Source organism: Tistrella arctica, from assembly GCF_039630945.1.
In the GTDB taxonomy this organism is placed as follows: domain Bacteria; phylum Pseudomonadota; class Alphaproteobacteria; order Tistrellales; family Tistrellaceae; genus Tistrella; species Tistrella bauzanensis.
Window position 1 is genome coordinate 699,243 of the sequence record NZ_JBBKTV010000001.1, and the last position, 14,579, is coordinate 713,821.

Annotated in this window: 15 protein-coding genes; 5 read left to right on the forward strand and 10 right to left on the reverse strand. The window is 66.6% G+C overall.

The features are described from left to right. The first annotated feature begins 212 nt into the window (after positions 1–212). From WG924_RS03230 to WG924_RS03250, 5 genes are read left to right on the forward strand one after another with little or no spacing between them, the layout of a single operon-like run. Positions 213–614 (forward strand): hypothetical protein, encoded by a 402-nt coding sequence (locus WG924_RS03230; protein ID WP_345931578.1) that lies wholly within the window; start codon positions 213–215, stop codon positions 612–614. Continuing rightward, a complete protein-coding gene (locus tag WG924_RS03235; protein WP_345931579.1) occupies positions 614–2,728 on the forward strand; it encodes a GumC family protein in 2,115 nt (704 codons plus the stop codon). Before WG924_RS03230 ends, WG924_RS03235 begins: the two co-directional genes overlap by 1 nt. Then, positions 2,719–3,543 (forward strand): polysaccharide biosynthesis/export family protein, encoded by an 825-nt coding sequence (locus tag WG924_RS03240; protein WP_345931580.1) that lies wholly within the window; start codon positions 2,719–2,721, stop codon positions 3,541–3,543. Before WG924_RS03235 ends, WG924_RS03240 begins: the two co-directional genes overlap by 10 nt. A gap of 17 nt (positions 3,544–3,560) precedes the next feature. After that, on the forward strand, positions 3,561–4,349 hold the full coding sequence (locus WG924_RS03245; RefSeq protein ID WP_345931581.1) for a WecB/TagA/CpsF family glycosyltransferase: 789 nt from the start codon (positions 3,561–3,563) through the stop codon (positions 4,347–4,349). Then, positions 4,346–5,776, forward strand: coding sequence for a hypothetical protein (locus WG924_RS03250; protein ID WP_345931582.1), 1,431 nt, complete (start codon positions 4,346–4,348; stop codon positions 5,774–5,776). The genes WG924_RS03245 and WG924_RS03250 overlap by 4 nt, the downstream gene beginning before the upstream one ends. Before the next feature lie 35 nt (positions 5,777–5,811). Here the strand turns inward: WG924_RS03250 and ureG are convergent, their stop codons facing one another. The 10 genes from ureG to urtC form a co-directional block, all read right to left on the reverse strand. After that, positions 5,812–6,561 carry an urease accessory protein UreG gene (gene ureG / locus WG924_RS03255; protein ID WP_372045123.1) on the reverse strand — a complete coding sequence of 250 codons (750 nt, stop codon included), beginning with the start codon at positions 6,559–6,561 and terminating at the stop codon, positions 5,812–5,814. Then, complete coding sequence (locus WG924_RS03260; protein WP_345931583.1) at positions 6,558–7,352, reverse strand: urease accessory protein UreF; 795 nt, start codon at positions 7,350–7,352, stop codon at positions 6,558–6,560. The genes ureG and WG924_RS03260 overlap by 4 nt, the downstream gene beginning before the upstream one ends. Next, positions 7,336–8,211 (reverse strand): urease accessory protein UreE, encoded by an 876-nt coding sequence (locus WG924_RS03265; protein ID WP_345931584.1) that lies wholly within the window; start codon positions 8,209–8,211, stop codon positions 7,336–7,338. The genes WG924_RS03260 and WG924_RS03265 overlap by 17 nt, the downstream gene beginning before the upstream one ends. 191 nt (positions 8,212–8,402) lie before the next feature. Continuing rightward, positions 8,403–10,112, reverse strand: coding sequence for an urease subunit alpha (locus WG924_RS03270; protein ID WP_345931585.1), 1,710 nt, complete (start codon positions 10,110–10,112; stop codon positions 8,403–8,405). Positions 10,113–10,115: 3 nt separating this feature from the next. Then, positions 10,116–10,517 (reverse strand): urease subunit beta, encoded by a 402-nt coding sequence (locus WG924_RS03275; RefSeq protein WP_345931586.1) that lies wholly within the window; start codon positions 10,515–10,517, stop codon positions 10,116–10,118. A gap of 11 nt (positions 10,518–10,528) precedes the next feature. Beyond that, positions 10,529–10,831: an urease subunit gamma gene (locus tag WG924_RS03280; RefSeq protein WP_188577399.1), complete on the reverse strand. Its 303-nt coding sequence runs from the start codon at positions 10,829–10,831 to the stop codon at positions 10,529–10,531. Between the two features lie 78 nt (positions 10,832–10,909). Next, the gene (locus WG924_RS03285) at positions 10,910–11,806 is read right to left on the reverse strand and encodes an urease accessory protein UreD (protein WP_493660855.1); all 897 of its coding nucleotides are present in this window, start codon (positions 11,804–11,806) and stop codon (positions 10,910–10,912) included. Between the two features lie 133 nt (positions 11,807–11,939). Next, the gene (urtE, locus tag WG924_RS03290; RefSeq protein ID WP_345931588.1) at positions 11,940–12,635 is read right to left on the reverse strand and encodes an urea ABC transporter ATP-binding subunit UrtE; all 696 of its coding nucleotides are present in this window, start codon (positions 12,633–12,635) and stop codon (positions 11,940–11,942) included. An 18-nt stretch (positions 12,636–12,653) separates the two neighbouring features. Beyond that, positions 12,654–13,451 carry an urea ABC transporter ATP-binding protein UrtD gene (gene urtD / locus WG924_RS03295; RefSeq protein WP_345931589.1) on the reverse strand — a complete coding sequence of 266 codons (798 nt, stop codon included), beginning with the start codon at positions 13,449–13,451 and terminating at the stop codon, positions 12,654–12,656. Further along, the gene (gene urtC / locus WG924_RS03300; RefSeq protein ID WP_345931747.1) at positions 13,448–14,578 is read right to left on the reverse strand and encodes an urea ABC transporter permease subunit UrtC; all 1,131 of its coding nucleotides are present in this window, start codon (positions 14,576–14,578) and stop codon (positions 13,448–13,450) included. The genes urtD and urtC overlap by 4 nt, the downstream gene beginning before the upstream one ends. Position 14,579 lies beyond the last annotated feature (1 nt).

Sequence of the window (14,579 nt, forward strand, 5' to 3'; positions counted from 1 at the left end):
ACGGCTGACAGATACCGGTAAAGGGCGTGCGACACTATAGCCTGTGGTGAGCACATCGGGCGCGCTTGAACTTGTTGGACGGTGCAAATATGCTGGCTTGCCGATATGGTCTTTGCTGATATCAATGACCTTGCAGACAATGACCGATGGGTCGCCGCGGGTGCCGCAGCCGAGCGAACATTTCGGGCGCGAAGGTTTTTCGGGAGCGGGTGTTGCGCGAACGGGTGCTACGGGTGCTGTTGACGACGGGGCTTGTCCTTGGCGTGATCGCCAGCTGTGTGGTATCGACCGTGTCGGGGCAGACGTTCCGCAGCGATGAAGACGCGTCGGGAGCGGCGGCGCAGGCAGAGCTGGCGATCGACCCTCTTCTTGAGATCAGGCAACATTTCATCCGGGCACTGCCACCCGGCTGGTGGGCGTCGGAGCCCGAACGTTTTCTTGGCGGATATCAGGTGACCGTGAACATACCCAGCAATTGGGCCGGCAATCCGCGATCTGCGATGATGGATCTCTGTCCGCCGCGGCAGAGCCCGATCTGGCGCAGCACCGACCGGGTGTTTATCGAGCCCCGGTATCGCAATCTTTCGACCGCGGGCTTTGAATGTCGCTTGTGATGGGAAATGACGAGCAGCGCCGCCAGCGCCCCGGCGCTGGCAGCCAGACCTCGTACACGCTTCGCGACCTGCTGATCGTGGCGTCGTATCACCGGCGGATCATGATCATCGTGTTCCTGGTGACCTTTGCCGCCGCCTGTGTCGCCGCATGGTTCAGCCCGATCCGTTACGAGGCCGAGGCCCGGCTTCTGGTGCTGTTCAATGCCGAGCAGTCGGGTAATCAGGACATCGTCGAGCGTCCGTCGATCCTGTCGATCGACGGTCTGCGGGCGACGGAGTCCGAGGTCGACATCCTGCGGGGGCGCACCCTGATCCGCGACATGGTGCGCGCGGTGGGGGTCTCGACGTTGTTTCCCGATCTCCACGATACCCGGATGCTGGGTCTGGGCGAGCCGGCTTCGCACGAGGAGATGGTCGAACGCGCGACCGATCTTGCCGAAGGCCGGTTCCGGATCGCGGCGCAGAGCGGGTCGAACCTGGTTCTGGTTGGCTATGCCCATGAGGATCGCGATGTCGCGATCAAGGCTGTCGATGCCCTGATCAAAGCCTATCTGGCCCGTCGCAGCGAGATTTACGCCAATCCCCGCTCGCGCTTCCTGGTCGACGAGACCGAGAAGTTCCGGGGCCAGATCGATATACTGCAGCAACAGCTCGCCAAGGCGAAGACGCGGTTCCAGGTGCTTAACCTTGAGCAGGAAATCCTGCTGGCGGTGAACCAGGAAGACAGCATCATCCAGCGCCGGCGCCATGTGCTGGAGCGGCGCGAGAGCCTGCTCGCCGAGGTGGCGACCGCGAAACAGCGGCTGGGGGACCTGCCGGAGCGGGTGTTCGATTTCGCGGAACGCACGAACCGCACCGACAATGACGAAGCCCGCAACAGCCGCATTGAATTGCAGCTTGAGCGGGACCAGTTGCGCGCCCGCTATCAGGACAACCACCCGCGGCTCAAGGAGATCGAGCGCCAGCTTCAGACGCTGCAGCGCTTTCAGGATCGCGAGCGGCCGGTTTATTTCGCCGACCGCGACGTGCGCAACCCGGCGATCGCGTTCCTGACCAATCATCTTCTGCAACTTGAAATCGAGGCAGACGCGACCGAACGCCAGATCGCCGAGCTGGATCGCCAGCGTGACGTGGCGCAGTTGCGGATCGCCGAACTGCGCCAGGGCGAGCAGACCATCGGCGATCTGGCCCGTAGCCTGGATGTGGTCGACAAACTGTATCGTCAGGCGCGCGAGCGGGCGGAAAGCGCCCGGCTTGAGGAGGAATCGGCGCTCCAGCGGGCATCGAATGTCCGGGTGGTGGAATATGCCGACGCGCCGGCGCGTGGCCGCAGTCAGGCGGTGAACCTGGTCGCGGCGGGGCTGTTCGGTGGCGTGCTGCTGGCGGCTGTGGCAGGGCTCGCGGCGGCATGGAACCGCCGGGTCTATCTGCTGCCGCTGGAAGTGGAGCGTGGCCTCGGCCTGCCGGTGCTCGCCACCTTCAACGAGGCCGGTGGCTTCATCGGTGGCGGTGCTCAGCAGCAGATGGTGTATTTCGTGGGGCGGCTGCTGGCGGGGCGCGATGACGGGCAGGCGCTGCGCACGATCCAGATCCTGTCCGCCGGCGATCAGGAACATCGCGACGGCTTTGCGCGCGCGCTGGCGACTGAACTGGCCGAGGGCCACGCCCGACGGACGCTGCTGATCGATCTGGATCGCGATGGGAATGGTCAGGCCGGGGCGCTCCGCGCGGGCGAGGCACGGGAGCTGGGGATCGATGGCATCCGCGCCGCCGCCACCCGCATTCCGGATCTGGAGGTCACGGTCGATGCCTCCGGATCGACCCTCGGCCGGATGCGGACCGAGGTCGGTGAACTGGCGACGCTGGTTGAACAGCTCTCCAACCGCTATGATTTCGTCATCATCGACGCGCCGGCCACACGCAGCAGTTTTGTGGCCCTGAGGCTGGCGCCGGTGATCGATGGTTCGATCCTGGTGATCCGGTCGGAGCACACGCGCAGCCCGGTCGCGGCAAACACACGCGATCAGGTGCTCGATGCCGGTGGCGACATGCTGGGCGCCGTGGTCACCGGCCGCCGCTTCCACATTCCGAGGGCGATCTACAGATGGCTTTGAGCGCAAGCGGAAGCCGGGGCGGGTTCGATATCGCCCGCCTGGCCATCGTCGGGCGGTGGGGCAGGGCAATCGCGATGATTGGCGTGGCGGCGGCGCTTGCGGCCTGCGAAACCGGTCAGGCCATCCGCCCGGTGGGTGGCGCCGAGGCCGGCGATGCGCAGGCGGTTGCGGCGCGTCTGGGTGAGGATGCCTTCGCGCCTTGGACCGATGCGCTGCCTCCTTATCGCATCGGCGAAGGCGACAAGCTGAAAGTGGGCTTCTGGCGCACCCCCGAATTCGACGAGGAGGTGGTGGTCCGCCCCGACGGCTATGTGTCTCTGAAGGCCACAGGCGATGTGCTGGTGGCGGATCTGACACCGCCGCAGGCCAGTGAGCGGGTGGCCGGCCAGGCGACGCGCCTGCTGCGCGACCCGGAAGTGACGGTGGCGGTCGACGATGCCATCTCGGCACGGGTCTATGTCGGTGGCGATGTGCGCGCGCCCGGTGTCTATCGCATCGTCGGCCGGATCGGGGTTGCCGAGGCGTTGACGCTGGCCGGCGGTATCACCCCCAACGGCCGGATGAACGAGATCGTGCTGATCCGCCGCGGCCCGCGGGACCGGCCGATGATGCGGACGGTCGATCTGCGTGGCTTGCTGGAAGGCCGGCTGATCGATCTGCCGATCGTGCAGGGCGACATCCTGTTCGTGCCGCGCAGCCGCATCGCCGAGGTCAATCTGTGGGTGGCACAGTTCATCGAAGGCGTCATTCCGTTCCAGCGCGTGTTCCAGTATTCGATCACCCGCAACGACACGTCGAGCAATACGCCATTCTGACCTGAAGGGGGCGGCCGATGACGGGACGGATCGACTTCCTGGGCTTGTCGATCAGTGATCTGGATTGCGACCCGGCCGCGGCGGCGGTCGCCGCGCGCGATCCGCAGGCGCCCTTTGCCTATGTGGTGACGCCGAATGCTCAGCACATGGTGCGGATCGCCGGCGGCGCACCGGATTTCGAGCGTGCCTATGACGGCGCCTGGCTGGTGCTGTCGGATGGCAATGTCGTGCGCCGGCTGTCGGCCCTGATCCTGAACCGGCCCTTGCCGCATGCCTCTGGCGCCGATGTCACCGCGCGGCTGTTCAAGGCTCATATCCAGCCTGACGACCCGATCATGATCGTTGGCGGTGACGATCGACTGGTTGGCGATCTGCGCCGGCGGTTCGGCGTCGGCCACGTTCATCTGCATGTGCCGCCGATGGGCTTCATCCGCGATCCGGCGGCGGTGGCCGATGCCGTTGCAGTGGTTCGGGCATCGCCGGCGCGGTATGTGTTCATCGCGGTCGGCTCGCCGCAATCGGAATTGCTGGCCCGGATGATCGCCGATGCCGGCGGCGCCACGGGTACCGGCCTGTGCATCGGCAGTTCGCTGCTGTTCGTGACCGGCCGGGTGCGCCGGGCGCCGACCCTGATCCGCAAGCTGGGCCTTGAGGGTGGCTGGCGGCTGATGCTGTCGCCCGTGGGGCATTTCCGACGCGTGTTCAAGGAAAGCCTGCCGATCGTGTGGATCATCCTGCGGGCGCGGTTTGGCGGACGGGGCATCCGTCCGTCCCGCGCCGGCGACGGCGGGACGCGCGGGCGATGAGCGGGCCGGGCAACAGCGCCGGCCGGATCGGCCTTGGCCCCCGTCAGCGCGGCCGCATCATCGGCGCCGGCGGGTCAGCCATCGGCCGGCCTGGTATTCTTGGTGGTGCCGCGTCGCGGAGCGGCGGTGTGCCGGGAGAGCCCGTGCCGGCCAGCGCCGCCGATCACACCACCCGCGCGACCGTCGGCCTGGAACTGGCGCTGCTGATCGCTGTTCTGCCGATGTTCGGACAGGTGTTCCATTATCTCATCGACGCCGGCCCGCTGTACTACCTGTCGAAGGCGTGGCCGTTCCTGACCCTGCCGCTGGCCATGCACGGCGCGTTCCGCCTGAGCGGCCGGCATCATCCGCTCTATGCAATGGTGCTGGGCTATGTCATCGGCATCACGCCGGCGCTGTCGATGATCTGGCTGGGCAATGCGTTTCTCGATGCCTTCGGCACCACCATCAAGGTCTGGCCGCTCACCTATTATTTCAGCGTCCTGTCGCTGCTGGTGATGCTGCGCCCGCATCCCGACACGCTCAGGCGGGTTCTGCTCGCCTATGGTATCGCGACCTTCGCCATGATGTGGGCGTTGTGGCTGGTGGTGCCCCGCACGCATTACGCTGTCGACCCGACCCAGAGCAAGCTGTTCATGTATGAGGTGGAGCGCGGCTACCGGATCTATATGCCGATGGTCTTCGGCATCATGTCGCTGCTGTATCTGGTGCGTCGGATGACGATGTCTCCGCGGCTGATCCATGTCGTGCTGTATCTGGCCGGCCTTGCCACCATGGTGATGATCTTCAAGCAGCGCACCAGCATCATGATGCTGATCGTGATCAGCGGCTGGATCCTGTATCGCAACCTGCCGAAGCTTGCGCGATCCGTGGCGACCCTGGTGCTCGGCGTGATCCTGGTCGCCGGCACGGTGCTGATCGTGCTGCCTGCGATGGACAAGGTCGCGGCGGGATTCGGCAATTCGCTGTCGATCCGGATGAACTCCCTGGCGCTCGCTTTCGACTACATGCTGGCCGATGCCTGGCGGTGGTTGTTCGGTGTGGGGTCGATCACCCGGTTCAGCGCCGTCACCCTGTTCGACCTGTTCGGCACCAATCATTTCTATCTGGCCGATATCGGCTGGGTCGGCATCGTGTTCGAATATGGCGTGGTGGGTGCTCTGCTGCTGCTGGCGCTGTATGCCGTGGGCCTGCAGAATGCCTATGGCCGCAGGGCCCGGGCACCCGAACGCCGGATGCAGGATCCGCGAACCGAGGCAATGGTTCTGGCGCTGGGCGACTATGTGCTGTTCCTGCTGGTGATCAGCAGCGTTTATTCCGCTGTGTTCACGCCCGGCGAACTGGCCATGGTGACCGCGCTGCTGATCTATGTCCGCGGCTTCTGGTCCACCCAGGCGGCTATGGGGCCGCATGCGGGCGGCGGATAGCCGCACTGGCATGCCCCGTCAGACGGCATCCACCGTCAGGCGGCGGCTTCGGCGCATGCGGCCGCGACATCCAGCGGTGCCGCATCACTGACACCCAGCCGGTCGTCAAGCCCGCCCAGGATCAGCAGCCGGTCGATGACCGCGTCGAGCCCGGCGCCGCTTTTCATGTTGGTGAACAGGAACGGCCGGCGCCCGCGCATGCGGGCGGCATCCTGCGCCATCACGCCCAGATCCGCGCCGACCAGCGGTGCCAGATCGACCTTGTTGATCACCAGAAGATCTGACCGCGTGATGCCGGGGCCGCCCTTGCGCGGGATCTTCTCGCCTGCCGCGACATCGATCACATAGACCGTGATATCGGCCAGTTCGGGCGAGAATGTCGCCGAAAGATTGTCGCCGCCGCTTTCGACGAACACGAGTTCCAGGTCGGGGAAGCGGGCGCTCATTTCGGCGACGGCCGCGAGATTGATCGAGGCGTCCTCGCGGATCGCGGTATGCGGACAGCCGCCGGTTTCCACCCCCATGATCCGGTCGGGGGCCAGCGCCCCGGCGCGGGTGAGGATCTGAGCGTCTTCCTGAGTGTAGATGTCGTTGGTGATCGCGGCGATGCGGTACCGGTCGCGCAGCCGCCGGCACAAAATTTCAAGCAGCGCCGTCTTGCCCGAGCCAACCGGGCCACCGACCCCGATGCGCAAGGGGCGGCTGGTGCCGGATGCCGTCAGCGGGATCGGCGTCGCCGAAAGACCGGTCGCGGTCGGGGGGCCTGCGGGGGCAGATGTGGTCATGAGCGGAACAGCCTGGAATAAAGGGTTTCGTGACGAAGGGCGGTGATGTCTGCCAGAACGGCGCAGCCACCCGGCGGCGCCTGGGGATGCCGCCGGGCGTCGGCCGCGATTGCGGCGATCACCGGTCCCAATGCGGCGATGGCACGTTGGCCGTCGGTCTGGCCCAACGGTACCAGCCGGACACCGGCCGAGACCAGATTGGTCGCGAAGCCATGAAGCAGAGCTTCGATCAGCATGGCCTCCGGCAACCCGGCCCAGCCGCCGCAGGCACCGGCGGCCACAGCCAGTGTCGGCGGTATGCCGGCAACGGCCAGCCGGGCCGCGAAATCCGCCGCCTGATCCAGCCCCCAGCCTCTGGCCACGGCATCGAGAAACGCGCCGCCCTGCTGGCGCGCTTCCAGTGCCCGTTCGGCCGCAGGCGCCAGCGCTGCCGCCGTCCGGGCCAGGGACAGCAGACCCTGATCGTCATGTGCCGCCGCGGCCCGCGCCGCGCGAACCGCGAAGCCGGCATCGGTTCGCCCTGCGCCGAAGCGCAACAGCCCCTCGATCCACCGGGTCAGGTCGCTGGCGGTTGCGATCGCGCCGTCCTCGACCGCCTGTTCGATGCCATGGCTGTAGCTGAAGGCGCCGATCGGAAAGCTGGGACTGGTCCAGGCCAGAAGCCGGTGCAGGGCATCGCCCGGTGCCGCCTGGAACGCGGCCCGCCCGGCATCGTCGGCCAACGACGCCCGGGGCCAGCCGTCAAAGATAGCGGTGAGCGCCGACGGCGCCTGATCAGTGATGCTGGCCATGATCGGCATAGGCGCCCTGTTCCGGATCGAACCCGTCGGCCGCCGGGATCACACGCAGGCCCAGCGCCGCAGCGATCCGCCGCACCAGGGGTTCGTCATGGGTACGCAGCCGCCATCCATCGACGATCTGGACCGGCCGGTGCCGATTGCCGATCTGCCACGCCGCCCGCGCGGTATCGGCACCGGTGCCGCCGACCAGATCCACCACCGCCGTGGCCTTCAGACCGGCACCGCGGGCGTGATCGTGCCCATGCTCATGCCCGTGATCGGCCCCATGTCCATGCCCATGCCCATGTTCGCGGACGTCATGCCGGCCGCCTGTCCAGGCCACGGCACTGGCGGCGCCCAGGATGGGTTCGGGGTCGAAAGGCGCCTCGTTGTCGATCAGATGCGCGCCCAGCCGGCCCAGCAGGTCGCGGGCTACCAGATCACGCGCCAGGCGCAGCCGCGGCGTGACGATATGGGTGGTCACCGCCACCGGCACATGGCGATTGCCCAGGTGCCAGGCGATCCGCGCAAGGTCTCGCCGATCGGTGGTCTCGGCCTCGATCACCGCTTCGGGGGCCGCACGCACCACGACGTGACCGCCCTGATCCAGCATCAGGCGGTCGCCATCGGCCAGACGCGTGGCTTCGCGCAGGTCCAGCAGGAATGGACGGCCATCATCGGTCAGCATCCGGATGCGGCGTCGATGGCGATCGGCATGGACAAGCGTCACCGTGCCCCAGCCGCCATCGGACCCAAGAGCCGGCAGGGCGGCCGTGATCACCTGAACCGCGCGCGGCAGAACCGTCTGCGGCATTTCGGGCGCCTTGCCATGGGAGGCGAGCATATCGGTGGGAATCTGGATCATTTTCATGGGAGCCGGTCTCCTGCGGGCGATGATGCGGGCGGTGGCATCGGATCGTGCATCGGGAGGGGGTCAGATCAGTGTCACGACCGGTTCGTGCAACGGCGGATGGTCATGACGATGGCGGGCTCAGATGGCTGGCGCTCCTCCGCAGGCTGGGCGGGTCAGAAGACTGGGCGGGTCAGAAGACAAGGGCGGGGTCAGAAGAGAAAATAGCGCTGGGCCAGGGGCAGAACCTCGGCCGGCGCGCAGATCAGGGGCACGCCGTCGGCGCGCACCTCATAGGTTTCAGGGTCGATCTCGATCACCGGGCAGGCATCGTTCAACACCATCTGTGCCTTGGTGACGGTGCGGGTGCCGCGCACCGCCGCAAGCCGCCGTCCACCCGCGATCGCATCGAGCCGGCCTGACGCGAGCGCCGCACCCGAGACGAAGGTGAGGCAGGATGCCGTGCGGGCGGCCCCCATCGCGCCGAACATCGGGCGATAGATCACCGGCTGCGGTGTGGGGATCGACGCATTGGGATCCCCCATGGCGGCATAGGCGATGCTGCCCGACTTCAGCACGATATCGGGCTTCACCCCGAAGAACATCGGCTTCCACAGCACCAGATCGGCCAGCTTGCCAACCTCGATCGACCCCACCTCGGCGTCGATGCCATGGGCACGGGCCGGATTGATGGTGTATTTGGCGACATACCGCCGGGCGCGCAGATTATCGTTGTCGCCGGTCTCGCCCGGCAGCCGTCCGCGCTGGCGGCGCATCTTGTCGGCGGTCTGCCAGGTCCGGATGATCACCTCGCCGACGCGACCCATGGCCTGGCTGTCGGACGAGATCATCGAGATCGCGCCCAGATCGTGCAGGATATCCTCGGCCGCGATGGTCTCACGCCGGATGCGGCTCTCGGCGAAGGCCACGTCCTCAGGGATCGACGGATCGAGATGGTGGCACACCATCAGCATATCCAGGTGCTCGTCGATGGTGTTGACCGTGTAAGGTCGGGTGGGATTGGTGGAAGAGGGCAGGACATTGGCCAGCCCCGCCACCTTCATGATGTCGGGCGCATGGCCGCCGCCGGCGCCTTCGGTGTGATAGGCATGGATGGTGCGGCCGGCGAAGGCGGCGATGGTACGCTCGACAAAACCGCTCTCGTTCAGCGTGTCGGTGTGGATCGCCACCTGAACGTCCATCAGATCGGCAACCGTCAGGCAGGTGTCGATCGCCTTGGGGGTGGTGCCCCAGTCTTCATGCAGTTTCAGTCCGCAGGCGCCGCCCTCGATCTGCTCGATCAGGCTTTCGGGCCGGCTGGCATTGCCCTTGCCCAGAAAGCCCACATTCACCGGCAGATCGGCCGCCGCCTGAAGCATGCGCATCATGTGCCAGGGACCGGGGGTGACGGTGGTCGCGAAGGTGCCTTCGGCCGGGCCGGTGCCGCCACCGATCATGGTGGTGATGCCGCTCGCGATCGCGTCGGTCGCCTGCTGGGGCGCGATGAAGTGGATATGAGCGTCGATGCCGCCGGCCGTGAGGATGCGCCCCTCTCCGGCGATGATTTCAGTACCCGGCCCGATGACGATGTCGATGCCCGGCTGGATATCGGGATTGCCGGCCTTGCCGATCGCGGCGATACGGCCGTTGCGCAGGGCGACATCGGCCTTGACGATGCCCCAGTGGTCCAGGATCAGGGCATTGGTGATGACGGTATCGGCGGCACCATCGGCGCGGGTGCGCTGCGACTGGCCCATGCCGTCGCGGATCACCTTGCCGCCGCCGAACTTGACCTCTTCGCCATAGATCGTGTGGTCGAGCTCGACCTCGATCACAAGTTCCGTGTCGGCAAGGCGGACCCGGTCGCCCGTGGTCGGCCCATAGGTGGCGGCATAGGAAACGCGGTCGATCTCGTATGCCATGGCTCAGCCCTCTCCGCCGTCGGTGGCGGGCGCCACCGCCTGCAATGCACCCGAGATCTTGCCGTCAAAGCCGTGCACCACCCGGTCGCCCTGATAGGCGACGAGGCGGACAGTGCGGGTCTGGCCGGGCTCGAAGCGCACCGCCGATCCCGCGGGAATGTCGAGCCGCATGCCATAGGCGGCCGGCCGGTCGAAGGCGAGGCCGGTATTCGCCTCGTGGAAATGATAATGCGAGCCGACCTGGACCGGCCGGTCGCCGGTATTGGCAACGGTGATCTCGACAATCGGGCGACCGGCATTGAGCACGATCACACCGGCAGCCGGGATGATCGCCCCCGGCGCGACACCCGCGGCGTCGGGCGAATAGGGCTGGGACGGATGGGAGGGCGAGACGGTTTCGGTCATCTTCGGCCCCCTCAACGGATCGGATTATGGACGGTGACGAGCTTGGTGCCGTCGGGGAAGGTCGCCTCGACCTGGATCTGCTCAATCATCTCTGGAATGCCGCTCATCACCTCGTCGCGGGTCAGCACCCGCGCACCCGCCGCCATCAGATCGGCAACGCTGCGCCCATCGCGGGCGCCTTCCACCACGAAATCGGTGATCAGGGCGATGGCCTCCGGATAATTCAGCTTCACACCGCGGGCGTGGCGACGGCGCGCCACCTCGGCCGCCATCGCGATCAGCAGTTTCTCCGTTTCCCGAGGGCTCAGATGCATGCGGCGGACGCTCCCTGGTGTTCTGGCTATGCCCGGCCTGTTCCCGGCCGGGTTGTTGCTGGTTGTTCGAGCGCCCCGTCAACCACGCCGTATCCGTGGCAGGCGGGGCGGGCGTCCCATCAATCCGGCGCGCGCGACTGCCCATAATGCGTCGAACACGGTCTTCAGACGGGCGGCATCGCGGCCCGCCATCCGGACCACCACGACCCCGTCGATCACCCCGATACCGACCACCGGGCGGGGTGCGCCGTCAGCATCGGAGGCCGAGACATAGGGGATGTTTGAAGCATGTTTTGTGCCAAACTTGGCCTCGGGGCCATTGACCTCGGTCAGGACTGCCCGCAAACGATCGCGCAGGGCCACGGCGCCGACGGCATCTGAGGCGCCAACCGCGCAGAATCCTGCGATTGCGGTCATGCCGCCGATGGCGGCCGGATGGTGTCGCGCTGCCGCAAAATCGGCCTCGGCAATATCCAGCGCATCGGCCAGAATCAGTTTGCCTGCCACCTCGATTGCCCAAGCATCGCGCAACCGGCCCCGTCTGACGCACTCGCCGTGGGCAGTCCGCCCCAGCACGATGATCTCGCCGAACAGTGCCTGAGCGGTTTCATCGGCCAGACTGACACGGGTTCGCCGCTCGAACCGCGCCTGATCATACAGAATGGTTTCCTGCGGCAGCCATTCGAAGCCGGCCCCCGGACCGACGGCGAAATGATTATCGATCTCTGAAACAGAACCGGTGCTGCGGTAGACACGTTCGGCTGCCTGCGGCATCAACAGCAGGCGGCCACCCGGCTCCAGCGTCACCGACACCGACAGCCGGTCGCCAGCCACGATGCCACCTGAGGTGCTGGTGACCACCACCATCGGCACCTCGCCGGGTTCCGCATGTGGAAACAGCGCCCGCAAGGGGGCCCGCTGATCCAGATCGCGCAGGCCCTGCCGGGCGGTGGGGGCGGGGCCCATCACCAGCATCAGGCGCCCGCGGTCCAGCGCGGAGCGCCGGATGCGCCGCGCCGCGTCATCATCGGTCGTCGTCAGGCAAGGCACCGGCGGGGTCAGTCCTTGATGGTTCGGGCCAGAGAGGTCCGGTTCAGAGAAGCCCGGTTCAGACGGTCAGATGGCGGCGGACATCGTCGTCGAGGGACGCACCGTCGCCTGAGACGATGACCTCGCCACGGTCGAGCACGATGAAGCGGTCGGCCAGTTCCTGAGCAAAGTCGAAATACTGCTCGACCAGCAGAACCGCAAGCCCCCGTTCGCGGGCCAGAAGCTGGATGACCCGGCCGATATCCTTGATGATCGACGGCTGGATGCCCTCGGTCGGTTCATCCAGCACCAGCAGCTTGGGCGCCGTGACCAGGGCGCGGCCGATGGCCAGTTGCTGCTGCTGGCCGCCCGACAGATCGCCGCCGCGCCGGCCGAGCATCGATTTCAGCACCGGAAACAGCGTGAAGATGTCGTCGGGGATCCGACGTTCCAGGCTGCGGGGCCGGGCGGCAAGGCCGGTTTTGAGATTCTCTTCAACGGTGAGGAGCGGAAAGACTTCGCGGCCCTGCGGCACGAAGCCGATGCCGGCGCGGGCACGGTCGAAGGGCGCGCGTCCGGCCAGGTCGGTGTCGGCCAGCTTGATGGTGCCGGCCGAGGGCTTCAGATGGCCGGTGATGGCACGCATCAGCGTGGTCTTGCCAACGCCGTTGCGGCCGAGGACGCAGGTGATCTCACCGGCACGGGCCTCGACCGAAACGCCCTTGAGCGCCTGGGCCGAGCCGTAATGCACATCCAGCGCATGAACATCGAGCATTTGGATCACGGTTCTCCGTCAACGGCCCAGATAGACATCCACGACCCGGCTGTCCGACTGGACATGGTCGAGGCTGCCTTCGGCGAGCACCGAGCCTTCATGCAGCACGGTCACCCGGCAGTCCAGGTCGCGCACGAAGCCCATATCATGCTCGACCACGATCACCGCATGCGACTGCGCCAGCCGCTTCAGCAACACGGCGGTCTGCGAGGTCTCGCTGTCGGTCATGCCGGCGGCGGGCTCGTCGACAAGCAGCACCCGCGGCTGCTGCATCAGCAGCATGCCGATCTCCAGCCACTGCTTCTGGCCATGGCTGAGCCGGCCGGCGGGTTCATGGGCGCGATGGGCGAGGGCGATGTCTTCCAGAACCGCCTCGATCCGTGCCGCCTTGTCAGGTGTGCGCCGGAATTTGAGCGCCGAGAACGGGGTCCGGTCGCCGGCAAGCGCCAGTTCCAGATTGTCGATCACCGTGTGGGTCTCGAACACGCTGGGCTTCTGGAATTTACGGCCGATGCCCAGTGTGGCGATCCGGGCTTCGTCGAGGCGGGTCAGGTCGATGCGGCCATCGAGCAGCACCTTGCCCGTATCGGGACGGGTCTTGCCGGTCATCACGTCCATCATCGTGGTCTTGCCGGCGCCGTTGGGGCCGATCACCGCCCGCAATTCGCCATGATCGACCACCAGGGACAGGTTGTTCAGGGCGCGGAAGCCGTCGAAGCTGACCGAGACGCCATCGAGATAGAGCGCGCTGCCCTGCGGCGACCGGCGGCCGGCCACCTCGGTATCGGCCAGAAGTTCTGCGGTATGGACCGTCATGTCCGATCCTCCGTCGCCGTGTCGCCGGCGGCGACCGGCCCCGTGACCGATGATGCGGCGACCGATGATGCGGCCGTCCGGGATTTGCGGCCGAATTCCGGGAAGGCGGGCAGCTTGCCGACCAGCCCCTTGGGCAGGAACAGGGTGACCGCCACGAACAGCGCCCCAAGGGCGAACAGCCAGAATTCGGGCATCGCGCCGGTGAACCAGGTCTTGGCCCAGTTGACCGAGATCGCGCCGAGGGCCGCACCCCACAACGTGCCGCGCCCGCCGACCGCGACCCAGATCACCGCCTCGATCGAATTGGCCGGGGCGAATTCACCCGGATTGATGATGCCGACCTGCGGCACATAGAGCGCGCCGGCCAGACCGGCCAGCATCGCCGACATCACGAATACGAACAGCTTGAAGTGCTCGACCCGATAGCCCAGGAAGCGCACCCGGCTTTCGGCATCGCGGATCGACACCAGCACCTTGCCCAGCTTTGACGACACCACGATCCGCGACAGGGCATAGGCCAGCACCAGCGCGATTGCGGTTGCCGAATACAGCGCCACCCGCATCTCGGGCGCCTGAAGGCTGAAACCGAACAGATCCTTGAAATCGGTCAGACCGTTATTGCCGCCAAAACCCATGTCGTTGCGGAAGAAGGCCAGCAGCAGCGCATAGGTCATGGCCTGGGTGATGATCGAGAGATAGACGCCGGTGACCCGTGACCGGAAGCACAGCCAGCCCAGTCCGAATGCCAGGATGCCCGGCGCCACCAGCGCCATCAGGATCGCGAACCAGGCCATGTCGAAGCCCAGCCAGTACCAGGGCAGTTCCTGCCAGTTCAGGAAGACCATGAAGTCGGGCAGGACCGGGTTGCCGTAAACGCCGCGCGGCCCGATCTCGCGCATCAGATGCATGCCCATGGCATAGCCGCCGAGCGCGAAGAAGGCACCATGGCCCAGGCTGAGGATGCCGCAATACCCCCAGACCAGATCGAGCGCCAGAGCGAGCAGCGCATAGCAGAGATACTTGCCGAACAGCGAGATCAGATAGGACGGGATCGCCAGCGGGTGGTCGGCCGGCAGCACCAGCGCCGAGATCGGCATCAGAATGGCCGAGAGCGCGATCAGCGACATG

Bases quoted from the DNA above. Each gene is read 5' to 3' on its own strand.
- WG924_RS03235 (WP_345931579.1), top strand. From the start codon at position 614: ATGGGAAATGACGAGCAGCGCCGCCAGCGCCCCGGCGCTGGCAGCCAG.
- WG924_RS03240 (WP_345931580.1), top strand. From the start codon at position 2,719: ATGGCTTTGAGCGCAAGCGGAAGCCGGGGCGGGTTCGATATCGCCCGC.
- WG924_RS03245 (WP_345931581.1), top strand. From the start codon at position 3,561: ATGACGGGACGGATCGACTTCCTGGGCTTGTCGATCAGTGATCTGGAT.
- WG924_RS03250 (WP_345931582.1), top strand. From the start codon at position 4,346: ATGAGCGGGCCGGGCAACAGCGCCGGCCGGATCGGCCTTGGCCCCCGT.
- ureG (WP_372045123.1), bottom strand. From the start codon at position 6,561: ATGACCACATCTGCCCCCGCAGGCCCCCCGACCGCGACCGGTCTTTCG.
- WG924_RS03260 (WP_345931583.1), bottom strand. From the start codon at position 7,352: ATGGCCAGCATCACTGATCAGGCGCCGTCGGCGCTCACCGCTATCTTT.
- WG924_RS03265 (WP_345931584.1), bottom strand. From the start codon at position 8,211: ATGAAAATGATCCAGATTCCCACCGATATGCTCGCCTCCCATGGCAAG.
- WG924_RS03270 (WP_345931585.1), bottom strand. From the start codon at position 10,112: ATGGCATACGAGATCGACCGCGTTTCCTATGCCGCCACCTATGGGCCG.
- WG924_RS03275 (WP_345931586.1), bottom strand. From the start codon at position 10,517: ATGACCGAAACCGTCTCGCCCTCCCATCCGTCCCAGCCCTATTCGCCC.
- WG924_RS03280 (WP_188577399.1), bottom strand. From the start codon at position 10,831: ATGCATCTGAGCCCTCGGGAAACGGAGAAACTGCTGATCGCGATGGCG.
- WG924_RS03285 (WP_493660855.1), bottom strand. From the start codon at position 11,806: ATGCTGGTGATGGGCCCCGCCCCCACCGCCCGGCAGGGCCTGCGCGAT.
- urtE (WP_345931588.1), bottom strand. From the start codon at position 12,635: ATGCTCGATGTTCATGCGCTGGATGTGCATTACGGCTCGGCCCAGGCG.
- urtD (WP_345931589.1), bottom strand. From the start codon at position 13,451: ATGACGGTCCATACCGCAGAACTTCTGGCCGATACCGAGGTGGCCGGC.
- urtC (WP_345931747.1), bottom strand. From the start codon at position 14,578: ATGTCGCTGATCGCGCTCTCGGCCATTCTGATGCCGATCTCGGCGCTG.